Consider the following 20,872-nt stretch of genomic DNA (forward strand, 5'->3'; position numbering starts at 1 on the left):
GCGGAAGGTCTGAACGGATGAATGTGATCGTTGTCGGCGCGGGTATCGCCGGTCTGTCCACGGCGTGGTCGCTGGTCAAGGCGGGCCACGCCGTGTCGGTTGTCGAGCAGGGGCCGATCCCCAATCCGCTGGCGGCATCGGGCGACCATCACCGCATCATCCGCCGCGCCTACCGCGCTGGAACCGGCTATGGGCTGCTGATCACCGAAGCCTACGAGGCCTGGGACGAGATGTGGGCCGATCTCGGCGAGAACCACCTCGACGCGCGGGGCTTCGTCTGTGTTTCGCGCGAGCCCGGCGACGAGGCCGAGGAATACCGCGAGGGCCTGGAAGAGGGAAAATTCCCTTTCGAATTGCTGGGACCGGAAGCAGCCGTAGAGCGCTGGCCGTTCCTTGAGGCCGGCTCGTTCCGCTACGCCTATTTTTCGCCCGAGGGCGGCGCGCTGCATTGCCGCAAAATAGCGGCCGGGCTGGCCAAATGGCTGCGTGCCAATGGAGCCAACGTCTACGAGCACAGCAAGGTGACGGAGATCGATGCCGAGGCCGGCCATATCGTGCTCGAATCCGGCGAGACGATGCAGGCCGACCGCATCGTCGTTACCGCTGGCGCCTGGGTGCTGAAGCTGTTCCCCGAACTCGGCGGCGAATTGAAGACCTTTCGCACCGCGCTCGCCTATGTCGAGCCGCCGGCCGATCTCAGGGCCGCTTGGGAGGCGGCGCCCGTCATTCTCGATGTCGGCGGCACGACCGACGGCTATATGATCCCGCTTACGCGGGGCGCCGGCATGAAATTCGGCTCGGGCCTGCACAAGGTGCCGACCAGCGACGCCGACTGGAACCGCGAGCCGGTGCCCGGCGAGGGCGAGGCGATCCGCAACCTGTTTTCGCCGCCGATCGCCCGCATCGAGGAGTACAAGGTGACCGAAGTGGTCACCTGCGCCTATACGTTCACCGATGACGAGAAATTCCTGGCGCATGAGACCGGCAAGTGCCTGGTCGTCTCGGCGTGCTCGGGTCACGGCTACAAGTTCGGCGCGGCGGTCGGGCGTCGTGTGGCCAAAACCATTGGCGATGGCGATGTCGTCGGTCTTAAGGCCTGGCTGCGGGCCGAGGTGGCCTAAGCCTAGTCCTGGCAGTGCCTTGGAATATGCACCCGCCGCCAGCCGGATGAGCCTTCGCGCACCAGCACGCGGCGCGGGACGGTCTGGTACGCGGCGGGAATATCGATGACGCGCCTTTGCTCGGGCCGCACCAGCACCTCCTCGGCGATGCTGTCATATTGCGCCGGAATGACGACGCGCCGCGTGCGCTCGGGCTGGATCACCACCGTCTCGGCGACGCGTTCAAAGCGTGCCTTGTGCCAAACCTTGCACAACACGCGGCGGCCATGGATGACGCGCCATTCCCAGGAATAGCCGCCGCCATCGACCCTGACGGTGTGATAGACGGTCCTGGTGGCCGCAGGCACCACCTCATACCGAACCTGGGCCGGCACAGTCATCACCACTCGCTCGCGCGTGCCATAGATCGGCGGATCATAGTCGACGATCTGCTGGCCGGGAGGGCTGACCATGACGTCTTCGTAGACGGTGTCGTAAACGGCCGGTGTGTGGACGGGCTCGTAGCATTCGACGGCGCGACCACCGGCCGCCGTTTGCGAAATCGAGCCGAGCATGGTCATCCCTGCAATGGTGAAGCATGCGGTTTTCCCGGACATGGCACTCCCCGTCTGAACTGTAGGCACAAGTTCAACGTTGAATTGTAGGGGAAGCCGTTGCGGAGAAAAGCGGTTTTGGCGCATTTCGTTAAGTGACGAGGTTAAGAAACTGCTACCCTGGCGGGGCCGGTCGGTATTTGAGGTCGGCGTGGCATCAGCTGCTGCTAATTCTTGCCCGGAAGCTTGATTCGACTTACCCAGATGGCTAGGACGGGTCGGCCTTGCACAAGGATGAGCCGGCATCCTATTTACATCTTAACGATCCAGAACCGATTCTGCCCGAGCTGCCAGCCTGTCCGGCGCCGGAATCCCACCGCGAGACAAGAGATAACTGATGAAGAATCCCGTCGAAACCTACATGAACCTCGTTCCGATGGTGGTCGAACAGACCAATCGCGGCGAGCGGGCCTACGACATTTTCTCGCGCCTCCTCAAGGAGCGCATCATTTTCATCACCGGTCCGGTCGAGGACGGCATGGCGACGCTGGTCTGCGCGCAGCTCCTGTTCCTCGAAGCGGAGAACCCGAAGAAGGAAATCAACCTCTACATCAATTCGCCGGGCGGCGTCGTCACCTCGGGCATGGCGATCTACGACACCATGCAGTTCATCAAGCCGGCCGTGTCGACGCTGTGCATCGGCCAGGCGGCCTCGATGGGCTCGCTGCTGCTGACCGCCGGCCACAAGGACATGCGCTTCGCCACGCCGAACGCCCGCATCATGGTTCACCAGCCGTCCGGCGGCTTCCAGGGGCAGGCGTCCGATATCGAGCGTCACGCCCAGGACATCATCAAGCTGAAGCGTCGCCTCAACGAGGTCTATGTCAAGCACACCGGCAAGAGCTATGAGGACATCGAGAAGACGCTCGACCGCGACCATTTCATGACCGCCGACGAGGCCAAGGATTTTGGCCTGATCGACAAGGTCATTTCGTCGCGCGAGGCGGCCGAGGGGGCGTTGGCATAAAGGCTAGTTGGCAGTTGGATGGCACCATCACGCGCTTTTGGCGTGTCTTGCGTCATTTCGGCCACAATTGGCTGTTCCCTCGGAGGTCGGGATTGCCTACGTTAAGGCTATGTTGATTTTCGACGGCTTAGCTTTGCGTGGGGAAGCTGCGAATCATTGCCACGTTTTCTGATTTGTGTTTCGTACGGAATACGTTGCGGGAGCCGGAAGACTGGCGGCGGCGGATTCCCGCGATAAATAGAGTATGCGCCCTTTCAGCCAGACCATCGGCGGGCGGCCATGAAAGGACATGAAAATGAGCAAGGTCGGCAACAACAGCGGTGATTCCAAGAACACGCTTTATTGCTCGTTTTGCGGCAAGAGCCAGCACGAGGTGCGCAAGCTGATCGCCGGTCCGACGGTGTTCATCTGCGACGAGTGCGTCGAGCTGTGCATGGATATCATCCGCGAGGAGAACAAGACCTCGATGGTGAAGTCGCGCGAGGGCGTGCCGACCCCGCAGGAGATCCTCAAGGTTCTCGACGACTATGTCATCGGCCAGCCCTACGCCAAGCGCGTGCTGTCGGTGGCCGTCCACAACCACTACAAGCGCCTCGCGCATGCCGGCAAGAACAACGATGTCGAGCTGGCCAAGTCCAACATCCTGCTGATCGGCCCGACCGGCTGCGGCAAGACGCTGCTGGCACAGACGCTGGCCCGCATCATCGACGTACCCTTCACCATGGCCGACGCCACGACGCTGACCGAGGCCGGTTACGTCGGCGAGGACGTCGAGAACATCATCCTGAAGCTGTTGCAGTCGGCCGACTACAATGTCGAGCGCGCCCAGCGCGGCATCGTCTACATCGACGAGATCGACAAGATTTCACGCAAGTCCGACAATCCCTCGATCACCCGCGACGTGTCGGGCGAGGGCGTTCAGCAGGCGCTGCTCAAGATCATGGAAGGCACGGTCGCCTCCGTGCCGCCGCAGGGCGGCCGCAAGCACCCACAGCAGGAGTTCCTGCAGGTCGACACCGCCAACATCCTGTTCATCTGCGGCGGCGCCTTCGCCGGGCTGGACAAGATCATTTCGGATCGCGGCAGGAAAACCTCGATCGGCTTCGGAGCTGTCGTCGCCTCGCCGGAGGATCGCCGCACGGGTGATGTTTTCCGCTTGGTCGAGCCCGAGGATCTGTTGAAGTTCGGCCTCATTCCGGAGTTCGTCGGCCGTCTGCCGGTTCTGGCGACGCTGGAGGATCTCGACGAGCCGGCACTGATCCAGATCCTGACCGAGCCGAAGAATGCGCTGGTCAAGCAGTACCAGCGCCTGTTCGAGATGGAAAATGTCGATCTGACCTTCCACGAGAACGCGCTTTCGGCGATCGCCAAGCGCGCCATCGAGCGCAAGACCGGTGCGCGCGGCCTGCGTTCGATCATGGAAGCGATCCTGCTCGACACGATGTTCGAACTGCCGGCGCTCGAAGGCGTGCGCGAGGTTGTGATTTCGGAAGAGGTGGTGACCGGCAGCGCCCGGCCGCTCTACATCTATTCCGAACAGAAGGAAAAGAAGGGCAATGTCAGCGCCTGATATGGCACTTGGCCCTATATTTTTATGGAACGGCGCCCCTGCGGCGCCGTTTTGCTGTGAGGAACCGGCACAGCGTCGCGATGGAGTGGATTGGGGACGATGTTAACTCTTGATCTTTGCCCTGCCTGCCTCCACCTAACACGAGAAGGCCGAGGTGCCCGATTTCTGTGCTGTAAAACTCCCGTCATAAACGGTGGTAGGCGGAACGATCCCCGGTCGTTAATATGAGATTCGCGGTTGGCCTGATGGTGGCCGCGACATGAAAGGTTGGACAATGGCCAAAATATCCAAGGCTCCCAGCGACGGCGTCTTCGCGGTCCTCCCACTGCGCGACATCGTGGTGTTCCCGCATATGATCGTTCCGCTCTTCGTCGGGCGCGAAAAGTCGATCAAGGCGCTGGAAGAGGTGATGGGTCAGGAAAAGCAGATCCTGCTTGCCACCCAGATGAATGCCGCCGATGACGATCCCGAGCCCGATGCGATCTTCGACATCGGCACGCTCGCCAATGTGCTGCAATTGCTGAAGCTGCCCGACGGCACCGTCAAGGTTCTGGTCGAAGGCGCCTCGCGTGCGAAAATCGTCTCCTTCACCGACCGTCCCGACTTCCACGAGGCCAAGGCCACGGCTCTGGTCGAACCGGAAGAGGAGGAGGTGGAGGTCGAGGCCCTGGCCCGCTCGGTCGTCACTGACTTCGAGAACTACGTCAAGCTGAACAAGAAGATCTCGCCCGAAGTGGTGGGTGCCGCCAGCCAGATAGACGACTATTCCAAGCTCGCCGACACGGTTGCCTCGCATCTTGCCATCAAGATCCCTGAAAAGCAGGAAATGCTGGCCACGCTTTCCGTCAAGGAGCGGCTGGAAAAGGCGATGGGCTTCATGGAAGCCGAAATCTCCGTCCTGCAGGTGGAGAAGCGCATCCGCTCGCGCGTCAAGCGCCAGATGGAGAAGACGCAGCGCGAATACTACCTCAACGAGCAGATGAAGGCGATCCAGAAGGAGCTCGGCGAGGGCGAGGACGGCCGCGACGAGGCCGCCGAGATCGAGGCTCGCATCAAGAAGACCAAGCTCTCCAAGGAGGCCCGCGAAAAGGCGGATGCCGAATTGAAGAAGCTCAGGACGATGTCGCCGATGTCGGCCGAATCGACTGTCGTGCGCAACTATCTCGATTGGCTGCTGTCGATCCCGTGGGGCAAGAACTCCAAGGTCAAGCAGGACCTGGCCTATGCGCAGAACGTGCTCGACACCGATCACTTCGGCCTCGACAAGGTCAAGGACCGCATCGTCGAGTATCTTGCCGTGCAGAGCCGCCAGAAGAAGCTGAAGGGGCCGATCCTGTGCCTCGTTGGCCCTCCCGGCGTCGGCAAGACCTCGCTCGGCAAGTCGATCGCCAAGGCGACCGGTCGCGAATTCATCCGCATGGCGCTTGGCGGCGTGCGTGACGAGGCCGAGATCCGTGGCCACCGGCGCACCTATATCGGCTCGATGCCCGGCAAGGTCATCCAGTCGATGAAGAAGGCCAAGAAGTCCAACCCGCTCTTCCTGCTCGACGAGATCGACAAGATGGGCCAGGACTTCCGTGGCGATCCGTCGTCCGCGCTGCTCGAGGTGCTCGACCCCGAACAGAACTCGACGTTCATGGACCACTACCTCGAGGTCGAATACGACCTGTCGAGCGTAATGTTCGTGACGACGGCGAACACGCTGAACATCCCTGCGCCCCTGATGGACCGCATGGAGATCATCCGTATCGCCGGCTACACCGAGGACGAGAAGATCGAAATCGCCAAGCGGCACCTGATGCCGAAGGTGATCCGCGATCACGCGCTGCAGCCAAAGGAGTTCTCCGTCGGTGAGGACGCGATCCGCGCCATCATCCAGACCTACACCCGTGAAGCGGGCGTCAGAAGCCTGGAGCGCGAGCTGATGAAGCTCGGGCGCAAGGCGGTGACCGAGATCCTGAAGACGAAGAAGAAGACGGTGAGCATCACGGCGGCGAACCTCGCCGACTATCTCGGTGTTCAGCGCTACCGCTTCGGCCAGGTCGAGGCTGACGATCAGGTCGGTGTCGTCACCGGCCTTGCCTGGACGGAAGTCGGCGGCGAGCTGCTGACGGTCGAAGGCGTCATGATGCCCGGCAAGGGCCGCATGACGGTGACCGGCAATCTGCGCGACGTGATGAAGGAATCGATCTCGGCGGCGGCCTCCTATGTCCGCTCGCGCGCCATCGATTTCGGCATCGAGCCGCCGCTGTTCGACAAGCGCGACATCCACGTGCACTTGCCGGAAGGCGCCACGCCGAAGGACGGTCCGTCCGCCGGTGCCGCCATGGCCACGGCCATCGTGTCGGTGCTGACGGGTATTCCGGTGCGGGCCGATGTGGCGATGACTGGCGAGATAACGCTTCGCGGCCGCATCTTGCCGATCGGCGGCCTCAAGGAGAAGCTGCTCGCCGCACTGCGCGGCGGCATCAAGAAGGTGCTGATCCCGGAAGACAACGCCAAGGATCTGGCGGAGATCCCGGACAACGTGAAGAACGGCATGGAAATCATTCCGGTCTCACGCGTCGGTGAGGTGTTGCGCCACGCGCTGGTGCGGATGCCGGAGCCGATCGAATGGGTCGAACCGGTCAATCCGCCGGCTTCCACGGACACGAGCGATGACGCTGGAAAGTCGCTTGCGCATTAGTTTTTTCTAAGGTTGCAGCGCACAAACAGAAAGCCGGGCCTCGCGCCCGGCTTTTTCATGTGAAAAACCCCGGAATTCCGGGCTTTTTCCGCTATTTTCCTGCCTTTTCGACTTGGTTGCGGGAACGCTTCTTTCTAAAGTCCGTTTCCTGCCGGATGAGTCGTGAGTTCCGGTGTTCTCATGGAAGGGAATTTTTATGAACAAGAACGAACTGGTGTCCGCTGTCGCCGACGCCGCGAGCATTTCGAAGGGTGACGCGCAGTCTGCGGTCGATGCAGTGTTTTCTGTCATCTCCGGCGAACTGAAGAAGGGCGGCGATGTCCGGCTTGTCGGCTTTGGCAATTTCACCGTGTCAAAGCGCGCCGCATCCACCGGCCGCAACCCGCAGACCGGCGCCGAAGTGAAGATCCCGGCGCGCACCGTGCCGAAGTTCTCGGCCGGCAAAGGTCTCAAGGACGCCGTCAACTAAGCGCGTTTTTATTTTTGAAAAAACCAGAAAAGCCGGGCTTGCCCGGCTTTTCTTTTTCGGCGTATTGGGCCGGACGGTAGCTCCTCAAGCTGTCGGGGCGTCGGCGCGCATGAGGCCTTCGTTCTTGAGGTCGGCCCAGAGCGCTGCAGGGAGTTTGGCGTCCAGGAGCGAGCGGTTGCTCTCGACCTCTTCAGGCCGCTGACCGCCGGGGATGACCGAAACCACCGACGGGTGCAACAGCGGGAACTGCAGGGCGGCTTCGATCAACCTGACCCCATGGCGCTTGCAGACGGCCTCGATGCGCGCCACGCGATCGAGCACTTCCTGCGGCGCCTCGGAATAATTGTAGTAAGCGCCGGACTTCGGTCCGGTGGCCAGGATGCCGGAATTGTACGGGCCGCCGAGAACGATGCCGATGCCGCGTTTCTGGCAAAGCGGCAGGAACGATGTCAGCGCCTCCTGTTCCAGCAGCGTATAGCGCCCGGCAAGCAGGAACAGGTCGAAATCGCCGCGCTCGGCCAGGGTCTGGGCCACCTGCCATTCGTTGATGCCGCCGCCGAACGCCTTGATGACGCCCTGGTCGCGCAAGGCGAGCAGGCCATAATAGCCCGAACGCATGAACTCTTCGATGCGCCGGTCGGACGCCTCCTTGCTGCCGTGGGTGAAGATATCGACATCGTGCACGAACAGGATATCGATGCGGTCGACGCCAAGCCGCTCCAGCGAGGCCTCGAACGAGCGCATGACGCCGTCATAGCTGTAATCGTAGACCTCCTTGCGCGACGGCGTGTCGAAGAACTTGCCGATGCCGGTGCGCTCTTCTGGCGGGCAGGCGCGCATGATGCGGCCGACCTTGCTCGACAGCACGTAGTCGTCGCGCTTCCTGGATCGCAGGAACGGATTGAGGCGCGTTTCCGATAGGCCGAGCCCATAGAGGGGCGCGGTGTCATAATAGCGGCAGCCGGTCGCCCAGGCGGCCTCCAGCGTCGCATTGGCATCCTCGTCGGAGACGGCGCGGTAAAGATTGCCGAGCGGCGCTGTACCGAAACCCAGCTCCGTGAAGGTGATGCCGCCATTGCCGATGCGGTCGAAATGCCGTGTCTTCATATCTTGAAATTTTCCCGGATTGATTTGTCTGACATGACACTATCACGCTCGTGGCTTGGCAAAAGCGCCGCTGAGCGTTGGACACGCATTTTCCCGGTTGCTAGCATGAACGAAATCAAGCTGTTCCGGGGAAAAGCGTGATCAGGAATTGCCAATCCAATTCGATTGCCGGCGCGCAGGCGGCGCGGCCGTGAGCAACTCCAGCTCGGAGATGTTCAAGACCGCGCTCGACGAGCTTGGCGCGGTGCTGGCGCGCGTCGATGGCGATCGGATCGACGCCGCCTGTGGGATGCTGGTCGGTGCCAGACAGATCGTCGTCTATGGCTGCGGCCGCGAGGCCTTGCAGGTGAAGGGCTTCGCCATGCGGCTCTATCATCTGGGCCTGCCGGTTTCGGTCGTCGGCGACATGACCACCCCGCCTGTAGGGCAGGGCGATGTCCTGCTTGTCAGTTCCGGACCCGGCGAAACCTCGACCGTACTCACCCTGATGCGCATCGCGCGCGAGGCAGGCGCCACCGTCCTGCTCCTGACCGCCCAGGCAGGCGGCAGCGCCGCAGGGCTGGCCGATTTGACGCTGCTGATCCCGGCGCAGACCATGGCCGACGACCAGGGGCCGCAAAAGACGTCGGTGCTGCCGATGGGCTCGGTGTTCGAGGGCGCGTTGTTCGTGCTGTTCGAGATCATGGTGCTGAAACTCAGGGAGATGACCGCGGCGTCGCCGGAAGCCATGCGCGCCCGCCACACCAACATGGAATAGATCATGCGCTATGAACTGATGCTGCCGCACCAGATCCGAAAGGCAATCGCCCAGAATTGGCCGGTCGCGCTGCCGCTCGGCGTGCTGGAATACCATGGCGAGCACATGGCCGTCGGCATGGATACGCTGGCAGTCATCAAGACGCTGGAGCTGTTCGAAAAAGAGAGCGATGTCGTCATCCTGCCGCCCTTCTACTATGGCGCGGCGAGTTACGCGGTGGCACCGCCGGAAGGCAGCGGCTCCGTCCAGGTCGGCGGCAATCAACTGGCGCCATTCGGCGAGGCGCTGTTCTACAGCCTGCTGCGCATTGGGTTTCGCAACATCCACGCCATCATTCATCACCAGACCGAGAATTTCGCCGCCGGCATGCCGACGGATCTCGCCTTCAAGACCGCAGGCAGACAGGCGATCTTCCGCTTCCTCGAGAAGCAGCGTGGCGAGGGCTGGTGGGGTTCAGAGACGATGGCCGACTATTATGCCGGACATGCCGAGGGCGAAAACTTCTTCAACTGGGTGCAGGTGCACCCGCTGATGCCGACCGCCATGAACGGCAAATATCCGTTCGACCATGCCGGCATCGGCGAGACATCGCTGATGCTGGCGCTATGCCCGGAAGCGGTGGACGCCGCGCATTTCGCGGACAACAAAAGCTGGTATACGGCAACTGCGGCGGAAGCCTCGGCAGCACTTGGACAGAAGGGCGTCGCCATGATCATGGATCATCTGCGCGCGATCCTGAAGGCTTAGATTAGCGCGACCTTTCTCCGACCGAGGGGAGGTGAAGACGCCCGGTCACTTCACCGCGCCAGCGGTCATGCCCATGATCAGGTAGCGCTCCAGGGCGATGCCGATGACCGCCAGTGGCGCGATTGCCGCCGTGGCAAGGGCTGCCATCGACCACCAGTTGATGCCCTGCGAGCCGGTCTGGCTCGCCACCATGACGGGAATTGTCTTGGCGTCCGTGGACGTCAAAAGGGCGGCGAAGAAGTACTCGTTCCAGCACAGCACCATCGCCAGGATGAAGGCGGCCACCATGCCCGGCAGCGCGATCGGCATGACGATACGGAAAAAGGCGCCCCAGATCGACAGGCCGTCGACGAGGGCTGCTTCCTCGAGTTCGACGGGGATGGAATTGAACTGGTCGCGCATGATCCAGATGACGATCGGCAGCACCATCAGCGTGTAGAGCAGGATCAGCCCGACGCGGGTATCGAGCAATCCGACTTCGCGGTAGAGCACCAGGAAGGGCAGGGCCAGCACCACCGGCGGCAGGATGAGCTGCGACAGGAAGAAGAAGGAGATGTCCTCGTTCTTGAACCAGGCGAAATGGTAGCGGTAGCGGGTCAGGCCATAGGCGGCGAGGCTGCCGATGATGATCGCCAGGCTCGACGCGCCAACCGAGGTGATGACCGAATTCATGAAGCGCTTGAGGAACTCGTCGCGCACCGTCGATGTCTGGAAGATCGAGTCCGGTGACAGGCCAAGCGATCGCCAGCCTTTCCAATCCGGCTGGAAGTCGACGAACGGGATCAGGTGGCCCTGGGTGACATCCACCGCCGTCTTGAACGATGTGGTGATGGTCCAATAGATCGGAAACAGGCAGATGAAGCCCCAGCAGGCGAGCGCGCCATAGATGAAGACGCGGCTGGCGAGGAAGCTCGCCGGCGAGCGGATTTCGGATGCGACGTAGTCGGTGGTCTGAACGCTCATCTCTACCTAATTCACATTGCGGACGAAACGACCGGCGAACTTCAACAGCCAGGTCACGAACACCACGATGATGACGAGATAGGCCATCGCCAGCATGGTGCCATAGCCAACATTCGAGCGGTCGCGGTATTCGCGGTAGATGAAGCTCGAGACCGAATCGGTGGCGCCGCCCGGACCGCCCGAGGTGACCGTGATGATGATGTCGGCAAGCTTCAGCTTGAAGATGATGCGCAGGATCACCGCCGTCACCGACACCGGCAGCATCAGCGGGAAAGTGACCTGCCAGAAGGTTTGCCAGGCCGTGGCGCCGTCGACACGTGCCGCCTCCAGCACCTCGCGCGACATCGCCTGCAGCCCCGCCAGCAGCATGATCATCATGAAGGGGATGAAGGTCCAGGCGTCCAGCAGCATGATCGAGATGCGGGCGGTGATCGGGTTCGAGAAGAAGGCCGGGTCTTCCCAGCCGAGATGGCGCGCCAGCGTGGCTGCCGGTCCAAAGCGGTATTCCATCAGCGACTTGCCGATCATCCACGACACCGCGACCGGCGACAGCATGAGGGGCATCAGGAACACCACCCGGAAGAACTTTCGAGCCCGGATCTGCGCGTTGAGGAGCAGTGCCAGGCCAAAGGCGATGACATATTCGACCAGCACCGCCAGCACATAGAGTACCATGTTGAACAGGGCGTTGCGGTAGTAGGGGTCGGCGAGCATCTGCCAGAAATTGTCCAGCCCGTTGAACCTGCGGCCGCTGAAGGAGGAGAGGTTCCAATCGGTAAGCGCGATGTAGAAGCCGAACAGGGTCGGGAAGATCACCATCGCAATGGTGAACAAAAGGGCCGGCAGCAGGAACAGCGCGCGCTGGCCGTCCTCGCCGCGTGTAAGAACCTGGCCGATGCCGATCGCCACACCCCACAGCACATAGGCGTAGACCACGGGCCGCCATGTCTCGAAGCCGATCGTATCGACCTCGGTCTTGTAGAGGATCTGCACCACGATCGTCGCCAGCAGGCCGAACGTGGCAATCGCCATCAGCGCCCATCCCAGACGCCTGCGGCCCGGCGGGATCAGATCATTGGGGGCGGCGTCTGCCGGCCACCGGGTCGCGGTCGAAGTCTGGTCAGTCACAAATCTCGCCCGTTTGGAAGGGAAGGCTGTGGCCCGGCGCTGCCGCCGGACCACGGTTCACAGGGCAGCCTACATGCCGAGCGAGGCCTTGTAGAGCTTGATCTGCTTGTCGCGGCCAATCTGGTCGGTCAGCTTCTCCCAGGCGGCTGCGATGGCATCGGCGCCTTCCTGCGCCTTCATCTTGCCGGCGAAGGTGTTGGCCAGGATATCCTCGGCGGCGCTGTAATACTGGAAGATGCCGGGGATGCGCGGCTCGATCGCCGCGTTGGGATGGTTGTAGCTGTCGCCTTCCGACTTCAGGTATGAGGTGATGAACGCCTCGTCGTAGCCGGCCGCCACCCACTCCGGAATGTCGAAGTGCGAATTGCGGTAGGGCTGGAAGCCCGACGGATACATCGCCGTCCAGATCGACAGGTCCTTGCCGCCGAGATGGGCGGCGGCCGACCATGCCGCCTTCTTCTTCTTTTCGTCGCTATCGACGCGGGCCATGACATAGACGCCCCAGCCGAGATAGGCGCAGTTGGGCGAATAGTTCGGGCCGCTGGCGAGCTTCTCCCACTTGCCGGTCTTGGAGTTGTAGACATCGTCGGAGCCCGGCAGGATCGAGAAGCCGGTGACATCGCCGATGACCGAGCTGTCATTGGTCTTGACGTTCGAGCCGACGTCGCCCCACCAGGGGATCATCGAGCCGGTGCCGGCCAGGAACTGCTGGAAGGCGGTGGTGTTCGGGTCGGCATTGATCTGGTCGGCCGGCTCCGACGGCAGGGCGTCGATGACGTCCTGGATGGCGCGTACCCAGGCCGGATTGTTGATGCGAGGCTTCATCGTGTCGGCGTCGAACAGCCAGGCCTTGTCGTCGGGATGCTTGGCGTAGGCGGTGGCACGGCTGCCCAGGAAATAGAAGCCGAACCCGCCCCAGGGCTTGGGCGCGTCGAGGTAGCCGTAGACATCCTGGCCCTTGAACTTCTTGCCTTTCAGGAACTTGGTCACGGCCTGAACCTCTTGCCAGGTCTTAGGCACGCCCCATTCGCTCGTCGCCCCGCCATCCTTCCACTGCTTGGCGAGGTCGGCATCGGCAAACACGTCGGTGCGGTAGTTGAAATTGTGCGCGTCGCCGTCGATGGTGACCCGGTACTGCTTGCCATCCCACGTGCCGACGGGCGGCTTGAGGTAGTTGACGAGATCGTCGAAGTCGATCTGCTTCTTGACCCAGTCGGGCATCTCCGAAGTCAGGCCTTTGCCGCAGACGTCGCCCTCGAACGGCGCGCCCATCTCGATAATGTCGAAGTCGACGGTGCCGGTGGCGATCGACTGCTGCAGGCGGGCGTTGTAGTCGGCCTGCGCCAGGTCGATCCAGCTGATCTTGGCGCCGGTATAGGTCTCCCATGGCTTCAGGAAACCACGGAACAGCACATTGTGCAGGTTCTGGTTGTTGAGTCCCATGAAGGTGAGCTCGACGCCGGCGAACTCGCCTTCCTTGACATTGGCCTTGGTCGCCTCCAGGCAAAGCTCGCCGACCTTCTGGAAGTCGGCGTCTGTCGGCTGGCCTTTGCCAACCCCGGGGATCTGCAGGATTTTCGAGCGCAGTTCGCTTGCGGCGGAAGCCGGGCGCGTCAGCGCGCCAAGTCCGGCGCCGGATGCGGCGGCGATCGCGGCCATCGAGGCCGCGCCCTTCAATATGTCGCGCCTTGTGGCGCCGGCACGTACCAGTTTGTCGTAAAGACCTACTCGCATGGACTATTTCCTCCCAGAACGTTAGTCGTGAATCGAAAGTGCCAATCGTGCCGGGCGCTGGCCTTTTTAGAAGCGAAATCAGGACCCCGACCTGCGTCGCTTCGCGTTCCGTTTTTTCGGGTAGAGTACCGGCGTTCGGATTGGCGCTCGTCACTATTCTCACAACCAAACGCCGTGTCAACGAGGACGGGTTTTTATCTATAAGAGACCGACTTGCCCTGACCGGTCGCGTTGGTTAGCTTCTGCGCCTACGGCCAGTGGAGCCGATGGGGGAACGATGGCTCAAGTCGCGATCAGCAATGTGGCCAAGGCGTTTGGAACCGTCAAGGTTCTGCACGAAGTCAGCGTCGACATTGCCGATGGCCAGTTCGTCGTGCTTGTCGGCCCGTCCGGTTGCGGAAAGTCCACGCTGCTCAGGATGGTGGCCGGGCTGGAGACCGTCTCCGGCGGCACGATCGCCATCGGTGACCGTGTCGTCAATCACCTGCCGCCCGCAAAACGCGACATCGCCATGGTGTTCCAGAACTATGCGCTCTACCCGCACAAGACGGTCGAGCAGAACATGGCCTTCGCCCTCAAGCTGCGCAAGACCGATCCGGCCGTGGTTGCCGAGCGGGTCAAGCGCGCCGCCGACATCCTCGACCTCAGCCCCTATCTGAAGCGCTACCCGCGCCAGCTTTCCGGCGGCCAGCGTCAGCGCGTCGCCATGGGGCGCGCCATCGTGCGCAATCCGCAGGTATTCCTGTTCGACGAGCCGCTTTCGAATCTCGACGCCAAGCTGCGCGTCCAGATGCGCACCGAGATCAAGGAACTGCACCAGCGGCTGAAGACCACCACCATCTATGTCACCCACGACCAGATCGAGGCCATGACGATGGCCGACAAGATCGTCGTCATGCGCGATGGCCGCATCGAACAGGTCGGCGCGCCGCTGGAGCTTTTCGACAGGCCGGCGAACCTTTTCGTTGCCGGCTTCATTGGCTCGCCGTCGATGAACCTGCTCAAGGGTACCGGGCGCAAGGGCGGCGTCGAGATTGCCGGAACGCTATTCCCGGTCGCTCCGAACAACACCGTCGAGGAAGGGCGCTCCGTCGTCTATGGTGTGCGCCCCGAACATCTCGAAATCCATCCCGAAGGCGTGCCGGCGAAGATTTCCGTGGTCGAGCCGACCGGCTCGGAAACCCTGGTGTTCCTCCGCTTCGGCGACGGCGAGATGGTGGCGCTGTTTCGCGAGCGCCATGACTTCAAGCCCGGCGATACGCTGAAGCTCCGGCCAAGGCTCGACCATATCCATCTGTTCGATGCCGAGACCGGCAAGCGTCTCTGATCTCAAACGCACTCCACGAGGACCATCATGCTCAAAGGGATCGATCCGTTGCTCAATGCCGACGTGCTCCAGGCATTGCGGGCGATGGGGCATGGCGACGACCTGATCATCGCCGACACCAACTTCCCGTCCGATTCGGTGGCGCGCCAGACGGCACTCGGTCGGGTGCTCCGCATCGATGCGCCGGCGGCGCGAGTGGTCAAGGCGGTGCTGTCGCTCTACCCGCTGGACACGTTCGTCGATGATTCCGCCGCCCGAATGGAGATCGTCGGAAAGCCGGACGAGATCCCAGCCGTGCAGAAGGAAGTGCAGAAAGAGATCGACGCCGCGGAGGGCAAGTTCTGGCCGATGGTGCCGGTCGAGCGTTACGCCTTCTACGAGCGCGCCAAGCAGGCCTATTGCGTCATCCAGACCGGCGAACGCCGCTTCTACGGCTGCTTTGCCTTCCGCAAGGGCGTCGTGCCGCCGGATGCGGAGTAGCGGCATGGCCTCGGGCAAGCCGGTCGTCATCCTCGGTGTGTTTGTCGCCGACACGGCCTACAGGGCCCAGCGCCAGCCGCGCATGGGCGAAACGATCCTTGGCAATTCCTTCAAGCTGGGGCCAGGCGGCAAGGGGTCGAACCAGGCCGTGGCCGCTGGCAAGCTGGGGGCCGACGTCGCGTTCCTGACCCGCCTCGGTGTCGATGCCTTCGCCGACATGGCCAAGCGGACCTGGAAGGATGCCGGCGTGAAGAGCGCCGCCATCGACACGCCGGACAGCTACACCGGCGCCGCCTATATCTTCGTCGAGGAGGGGAGCGGCAACAATGCCATCATCGTCAGCCCCGGCGCTGCCATGCTGATCACGCCCGAGGACATCGAAGCCAATGCCGACCTTATCAGGGGGGCCGGAGTTTTCGTGACGCAGCTCGAACAGCCGATCGATGCCGCGATGCGGGCGTTGGAGATCGCGCGCGGGGCCGGGGTGGCGACCATCCTCAACCCGGCACCGGCGGCAAAGCTTCCCGATCGCACCTACACACTGTGCGACTATCTCACACCGAACGAGACAGAGACGGAGGAATTGACCGGGCTGAAAGTTTCTTCGGTCGACGAGGCCCGCGCCGCCGCCGGCAAGCTGCTCGAAAAGGGCGTCGGCACGGTCATCGTCACGCTGGGCGAAAAGGGCGCGCTCCTGCACACGAAGGATCGCTCCGAGCATGTTTCCGCCATCAGTGCCGGCCCTGTCGTCGAAACCACCGGCGCGGGGGACGCCTTCAACGGCGGCTTGGCCGCAGCACTTTCGCGCGGCGTGGAGCCGCTGGAGGCGGTGCGCTTCGCCTGCGCCGTGGCCGGCATTTCGGTGACCCGTCCAGGCACGGCACCGTCTATGCCGATATTGCAGGAGGTCGAGGCGTTGCTGGCCAAGCGCTAAGGCTGCCCAAAGCCCGCGGAGCCCCCGGAGCCCAGACCGTTCTGGCCTCCGGGTCAGTGGGCGTTGAGAAGCTACTGCATGACGTAGCAGCGCTTTCCCTGGTCGGGAGCGGGATCGCCGAATGCATCGTTGTCGCATTGGACGCCATTGCGGAACACGTCCTGCGTGAACCGGCCGCGGGCGCCATACCTGACCACCTTGCGGCCATAGAAATCGCAGAATTCGCCTTCCTCGGCGCAGACCGCCCACTTCTCGCGGCGTGGCTGATCGTAGTCGTCGTTCGACTCGTCACGGTCGCGCTTCACGATGAAGCAGAACTTTTCCTTGCCCGGCGCGGGATCGCCGAAAACGCGGTTCGAACAGGGTACCGCGTTGCGCTCGATGTAACGCGAGGTCGTGCGGCCCCTGGCGCCGTAGACGACCTCGGCGGGATAGGGCAGGCGGCAGATCTCACCCTCGCGAGCGCATCGCTGCAGCCGGTCGGCCGACGCGGCGGCGGGAAAAAGGACGGATGCGGCCGTCGTCGCGCCACCCAGGCAAATCAGCGTGAATATCGTGCGCGTGGAAATGTTCGGTGCAATTGACATTACGTCCTCCATGCCATTCCGGCAGCATACTGCAATGTGGCTGCCTGCGGCATGAATCGAGCGTTTTGTGGGCGGTTGCGCAAGCAGATTCGCAACGACCAAGTCGTCCGCTGTCCGCAGGGCCTCTTCGTCCGTTGCTTGGCGACCCACACGAATCGCGTCGTGGATTCCAAGGCATCGCTCATGCAAGGGCGATTTTGGAGCCGAGAAGAACGGGGCCGAAGAAGGTCTTCGGACGCTGTTCCTGGAGAGGTCTTTGACAATTTTGTCGGCATTTCCCCGGAGCCAAGGATCATCGTCCTTGAGGGGAAATGGCGCGAGTGACGGGGCTCGAACCCGCGACCTCCGGCGTGACAGGCCGGCACTCTAACCAACTGAGCTACACCCGCGCATTGACGAGCACGTGTCAGCCGTGTTCGTCGTTGGGGCGCTGGATAAGGGGTTCGCTACCGGGTGTCAAGCGCACCAAACCATCATAACGCCAAACAGGAGAAGGTTTTTTGACAGCCGGCATTTTGTTCGCAAATCCGGCCTGCGAACAGGGCATCCCGCACTCATTTGGCCTTGCGAAGCAGGTCCCGACCGCTTAAAGGTCCGGCCCGGAGCGGGCGATTAGCTCAGTTGGTAGAGCGCTTCGTTTACACCGAAGATGTCGGCGGTTCGAGCCCGTCATCGCCCACCATTCAAACTCACATTTCAAGTCAGCTGAGACCCGGCCGCTGGCGCGTCGGGTATCACGGCGGCACCATACGGAAATCCTTGCCCTCGGGCAGCAATTGCCCGCCATCGACCACGATGGTCGTTCCCGTGATGTAGCTCGCATCGTCCGAGGCGAGGAACAGGAAGGCGTTGGCCACGTCGCGTGGGCTGCCGAGCCGGCCGAGTGGGATCGAATCCTCCATGTTCTTGATATAGGCGGCGCCGCGATGCTCCTGGATGGCTTCGGTGAGGATATTGCCGGGTTCGACGCCGTTGACGGTGATGCCGTAGCCGGAGAATTCCAGCGCTGCGGCGCGAATGAAGCCGTTGATGCCTGCTTTCGTCGCCGAATAGTGGCCATGGCCGGGGCTGGTGACATGCGGGCCGGTGATGGAGGAGGTGTAGAGCATGCGGCCAAAGCGCTGCGCCTTCATCGGCACCAGGGCTGCGCGGCTGGCGTTGAAGGTGCCGCGCAAATTGACCGCCATGACGCGGTCCCAGTCGTCGGCGCTGGTGTTCTCGATCAACTGCCAGGGATAGATGCCGGCATTCTGGACGATGATGTCGAGGCGGCCATGGTGTTTCAGCGAAAGCGCCACGGCGGCCTCGGCGTCGCTCATTTGCGAGATGTCGGTGCGGATGAAGGGAACGCCAAGCTCATCCGCACTTGCCCGCCCGGCCTCGGTCTCGGAGTCGGCGAGCACCAGCCTTGCACCTTCCTCGGCGAAGCGCAGCGCGATGCCCTTACCGATGCCGCGCGCGCCGCCGATGATCAGCGCCACCTTGCCTTCCAGTCGTCCTGTCATGCGAGCCGTCCTGTCACGCCAATCCCCGTCTCACGCCAATCGTTGGCGAATGGTTTGCTTGAATGCATCGAGCAGCACGGCCGCCAGCACCAGCAGGCCATGGATGACCTGGGTGAAGTTGGCGGGCAGGCCCATCAGGTTGATCGCCGTGTTGATGGCAGAAAGCAGGAGCACGCCGGCGTAGACGCCGGGCAAGGTGCCGACGCCGCCCTTCAGGCTGACGCCGCCGATAACCACGGCCGCGAAGGCGTTGAACAGAAGGCCGACGCCCAGATTGGCGGTGGCGCCCGAGGTGCGGATCGCCAGCAGCCAGCCGGCCAGCCCTGCGATGGCGCCGGCGAGCACGAAGGCGATGATCAGGTTGCGGTTCACCCGGATGCCGGCACGGAAGGTCGCGGTTTCATTGCCGCCGATCATCACCAGGTGCCTGCCGAACGGGGTCTTGGCCATGATCAGCGAGAACACGACGAAACAGGCCACCGCGATCCAGGCGGTAAGCGGCAGGCCGACCAGGCGCTGGATGCCGAACCAGCGGATGGCGGGTGCCAGATCCTGCGCCGAGCGGCCGCCCGAAATGACCAGCACCAGGCCGCGCACCCAAATGTAGGAGGCGAGCGTGATGATAAAAGCGCTCATCTTGACCTTGACCACGAGATAGCCGTTGAAGGCGCCGATGAGGCCGCCGACGGCCAGCGCCAGCAGCAGCGAGACCGGAACCATCAGCCATTCCGGGTGCAACTGCACGCCGAGGCCGATGCCCGAGGAACAAAACAGGATGCCCACCGCCATGGCGCTGAGCGCGGCGACGGATTCGACCGACAGGTCCATGTGCCCGGCAATGATGACCAGCGCCAGGCCGATCGACATCACACCGAGCACGCTCGACGCCTCGATGATGTTGGCGAAGATGCCGAGCTGGAAATAGTTCGGGATGAACAGCGAGAAGACGACCAGGACAAAAAGCAGCATGAACCAGACGAGGTTGTCGAGGACGAACTCCAGGGCGTGGCGTGTGCGAGGGTTCATGTGTCGATCCGGTTGGCGTGCGGGATCAAGGCCGCGGCAGGTTGCCTGCGTCTCGTTTCATGCGGGCAGGGCAGGGCTCCGGGCCTGGTATGGCCCGGAGCGGTCGGGCCGCCTGTCTATTCGACCGGCTTGACGGTATCCGTCGGCGGCTTCTGGTTGCCCCAGAAAGCCGGGTTGTCGACGTTTTCCTTGGTGATGGCGGCACCCGGGATCTTGATGTTGGGGCCCCAGGCTTCCTTGGTGAGGGTCGATTTCAGGCCAAGCACATCGTATTCGCCGGGCTTGATCTCTTCCTTCTTGACGACCTTGTCCATGAACATGGCGACGGCGGCGGCCTGTGCGTAAAGCGGCTGCTCGACTTCGACGTTGAGCCAGCCCTTGCGGATCAGGTCGAGGCCGACCGGTGCGCCGTTCGAGCTCATCAGCATGACGTCGCCCGGCTTCTTGCCGGCGGCCTCGAGCGAGGCGACGGCGGCGACCGACAGGTGTGCGGCATGGCTGAAGATCAGGTCGATGTCGGGGTTGGCCAGCATCTGGTCGGCAACGATGGTGCCGGCGTTGCTGGCCTCCCACTGCATGGCCGGCAGCGAGATGATCTTGACGTCCGGGAACGCCTTCATCTTCTCCTCGAAACCCTTCTGGATGTCCAGCGTGTAGGGATCGCCGGGATCGCCAAGCACCTGCAGGACCTTGCCCTTCACCGAGCCGTTCTTGGCTTTCAGAAGCTTTTCGGCCTGCTCGGCGGCGACGTAGCCGATCTCGACGGTGCCCGCGACCGACGTGAAGTCGGACGGTGTCGACGTGATCTGGCGGTCGAACTCGACCACCGGAATGCCGGCCGCGCGCGCGGCCTCGATCGATGGTTTCAGCGCATTGAAATCGACGGCGGCCAGGATGATCGCCGCCGGCTTCAGCGCGATAACGTCGTTCATCTGCGATTGCTGCGCGTCGGTCTTGTTGTCGGCGTTCAGCGTCTTCATCTCGTAGCCGGTCTGTTTCAGGAACAGCTCCAGCGCGCTCACCGAGCCGGTCTGGAATTCGTCGAGCAATGTCGGCACCATGTAGTAGACGATACCCTTGGACTGGGCGAATGCCGGCGTAAGCGTGGCAAAGGCCAGTGCCAGGATACCGAAGACAGCAAGAAGTATTCGCTTCATGTCGTTGGCTCCCT

The 20,872-nt window shown here is 62.6% G+C and carries 19 protein-coding genes and 2 tRNA genes; 11 read left to right on the forward strand and 10 right to left on the reverse strand.

What is annotated here, in order from left to right; genetic code table 11:
* The first annotated feature begins 17 nt into the window (after window positions 1–17).
* On the forward strand, window positions 18–1,121 hold the full coding sequence (locus FJ936_RS18285; RefSeq protein WP_140617026.1) for an FAD-dependent oxidoreductase: 1,104 nt from the start codon (window positions 18–20) through the stop codon (window positions 1,119–1,121).
* Between the two features lie 2 nt (window positions 1,122–1,123).
* On the opposite strand, the gene FJ936_RS18290 is transcribed toward FJ936_RS18285, so the two are convergent.
* The gene (locus FJ936_RS18290) at window positions 1,124–1,717 is read right to left on the reverse strand and encodes a hypothetical protein (RefSeq protein WP_140717514.1); all 594 of its coding nucleotides are present in this window, start codon (window positions 1,715–1,717) and stop codon (window positions 1,124–1,126) included.
* Window positions 1,718–2,051: 334 nt separating this feature from the next.
* Here FJ936_RS18290 and clpP point away from each other — a divergent pair, with 334 nt between their 5' ends.
* From clpP to FJ936_RS18310, 4 genes are all read left to right on the forward strand, one after another.
* A complete protein-coding gene (gene clpP, locus FJ936_RS18295; RefSeq protein WP_015318198.1) occupies window positions 2,052–2,681 on the forward strand; it encodes an ATP-dependent Clp endopeptidase proteolytic subunit ClpP in 630 nt (209 codons plus the stop codon).
* A gap of 295 nt (window positions 2,682–2,976) precedes the next feature.
* Window positions 2,977–4,251, forward strand: a complete 1,275-nt coding sequence (clpX, locus tag FJ936_RS18300) for an ATP-dependent Clp protease ATP-binding subunit ClpX (RefSeq protein WP_013532190.1) — start codon at window positions 2,977–2,979, stop codon at window positions 4,249–4,251.
* A gap of 274 nt (window positions 4,252–4,525) precedes the next feature.
* Complete coding sequence (gene lon, locus FJ936_RS18305; RefSeq protein ID WP_015318197.1) at window positions 4,526–6,937, forward strand: endopeptidase La; 2,412 nt, start codon at window positions 4,526–4,528, stop codon at window positions 6,935–6,937.
* 196 nt (window positions 6,938–7,133) lie between these two features.
* On the forward strand, window positions 7,134–7,406 hold the full coding sequence (locus FJ936_RS18310) for an HU family DNA-binding protein (RefSeq protein ID WP_015318196.1): 273 nt from the start codon (window positions 7,134–7,136) through the stop codon (window positions 7,404–7,406).
* Between the two features lie 84 nt (window positions 7,407–7,490).
* On the opposite strand, the gene FJ936_RS18315 is transcribed toward FJ936_RS18310, so the two are convergent.
* Entirely contained in the window at window positions 7,491–8,513 is a 1,023-nt protein-coding gene (locus FJ936_RS18315; RefSeq protein WP_140617024.1) for an aldo/keto reductase, read from the reverse strand.
* Between the two features lie 190 nt (window positions 8,514–8,703).
* Between FJ936_RS18315 and FJ936_RS18320 the strand changes: the two genes are divergently transcribed.
* Window positions 8,704–9,270 carry an SIS domain-containing protein gene (locus FJ936_RS18320; RefSeq protein WP_140717510.1) on the forward strand — a complete coding sequence of 189 codons (567 nt, stop codon included), beginning with the start codon at window positions 8,704–8,706 and terminating at the stop codon, window positions 9,268–9,270.
* Window positions 9,271–9,273: 3 nt separating this feature from the next.
* A complete protein-coding gene (locus FJ936_RS18325; protein ID WP_140617022.1) occupies window positions 9,274–10,017 on the forward strand; it encodes a creatininase family protein in 744 nt (247 codons plus the stop codon).
* Window positions 10,018–10,062: 45 nt separating this feature from the next.
* On the opposite strand, the gene FJ936_RS18330 is transcribed toward FJ936_RS18325, so the two are convergent.
* The 3 genes from FJ936_RS18330 to FJ936_RS18340 all read right to left on the reverse strand — a co-directional run bounded on the left by FJ936_RS18330 (window position 10,063) and on the right by FJ936_RS18340 (window position 13,842).
* Window positions 10,063–10,980 carry a carbohydrate ABC transporter permease gene (locus FJ936_RS18330; protein ID WP_023773222.1) on the reverse strand — a complete coding sequence of 306 codons (918 nt, stop codon included), beginning with the start codon at window positions 10,978–10,980 and terminating at the stop codon, window positions 10,063–10,065.
* 6 nt (window positions 10,981–10,986) lie between these two features.
* Window positions 10,987–12,108, reverse strand: coding sequence for a sugar ABC transporter permease (locus FJ936_RS18335; protein ID WP_140720722.1), 1,122 nt, complete (start codon window positions 12,106–12,108; stop codon window positions 10,987–10,989).
* A gap of 69 nt (window positions 12,109–12,177) precedes the next feature.
* Window positions 12,178–13,842, reverse strand: a complete 1,665-nt coding sequence (locus FJ936_RS18340) for a sugar ABC transporter substrate-binding protein (protein ID WP_015318190.1) — start codon at window positions 13,840–13,842, stop codon at window positions 12,178–12,180.
* A gap of 277 nt (window positions 13,843–14,119) precedes the next feature.
* Between FJ936_RS18340 and ugpC the strand changes: the two genes are divergently transcribed.
* The 3 genes from ugpC to rbsK are packed head-to-tail and all read left to right on the forward strand — an operon-like array spanning window position 14,120 to window position 16,583.
* Entirely contained in the window at window positions 14,120–15,169 is a 1,050-nt protein-coding gene (gene ugpC / locus FJ936_RS18345) for a sn-glycerol-3-phosphate ABC transporter ATP-binding protein UgpC (RefSeq protein WP_140717504.1), read from the forward strand.
* A 27-nt stretch (window positions 15,170–15,196) separates the two neighbouring features.
* Window positions 15,197–15,649 (forward strand): RbsD/FucU family protein, encoded by a 453-nt coding sequence (locus tag FJ936_RS18350; RefSeq protein WP_140787592.1) that lies wholly within the window; start codon window positions 15,197–15,199, stop codon window positions 15,647–15,649.
* Window positions 15,650–15,653: 4 nt separating this feature from the next.
* A complete protein-coding gene (gene rbsK, locus FJ936_RS18355) occupies window positions 15,654–16,583 on the forward strand; it encodes a ribokinase (protein WP_140787590.1) in 930 nt (309 codons plus the stop codon).
* 71 nt (window positions 16,584–16,654) lie between these two features.
* Here rbsK and FJ936_RS18360 read toward each other — a convergent pair whose 3' ends face one another.
* Together FJ936_RS18360 and FJ936_RS18365 are read right to left on the reverse strand one after the other, a co-directional pair.
* Complete coding sequence (locus FJ936_RS18360) at window positions 16,655–17,170, reverse strand: hypothetical protein (RefSeq protein WP_015318186.1); 516 nt, start codon at window positions 17,168–17,170, stop codon at window positions 16,655–16,657.
* A 312-nt stretch (window positions 17,171–17,482) separates the two neighbouring features.
* Window positions 17,483–17,559: transfer RNA gene (locus tag FJ936_RS18365), tRNA-Asp, on the reverse strand.
* A gap of 217 nt (window positions 17,560–17,776) precedes the next feature.
* On the opposite strand from FJ936_RS18365, the gene FJ936_RS18370 reads away from it, so the two are divergent.
* A tRNA-Val gene (locus FJ936_RS18370) sits at window positions 17,777–17,852 on the forward strand.
* 52 nt (window positions 17,853–17,904) lie between these two features.
* Here the strand turns inward: FJ936_RS18370 and FJ936_RS18375 are convergent.
* The 3 genes from FJ936_RS18375 to FJ936_RS18385 form a co-directional block, all read right to left on the reverse strand.
* Window positions 17,905–18,675: an SDR family NAD(P)-dependent oxidoreductase gene (locus tag FJ936_RS18375; protein WP_140787586.1), complete on the reverse strand. Its 771-nt coding sequence runs from the start codon at window positions 18,673–18,675 to the stop codon at window positions 17,905–17,907.
* Window positions 18,676–18,705: 30 nt separating this feature from the next.
* A complete protein-coding gene (locus tag FJ936_RS18380; protein WP_015318184.1) occupies window positions 18,706–19,701 on the reverse strand; it encodes an ABC transporter permease in 996 nt (331 codons plus the stop codon).
* A gap of 116 nt (window positions 19,702–19,817) precedes the next feature.
* A complete protein-coding gene (locus FJ936_RS18385; protein ID WP_015318183.1) occupies window positions 19,818–20,858 on the reverse strand; it encodes a sugar ABC transporter substrate-binding protein in 1,041 nt (346 codons plus the stop codon).
* Window positions 20,859–20,872: the final 14 nt, after the last annotated feature.

The organism is Mesorhizobium sp. B2-4-13 (assembly GCF_006658535.1).
In the GTDB taxonomy this organism is placed as follows: Bacteria; Pseudomonadota; Alphaproteobacteria; order Rhizobiales; family Rhizobiaceae; genus Mesorhizobium; species Mesorhizobium australicum.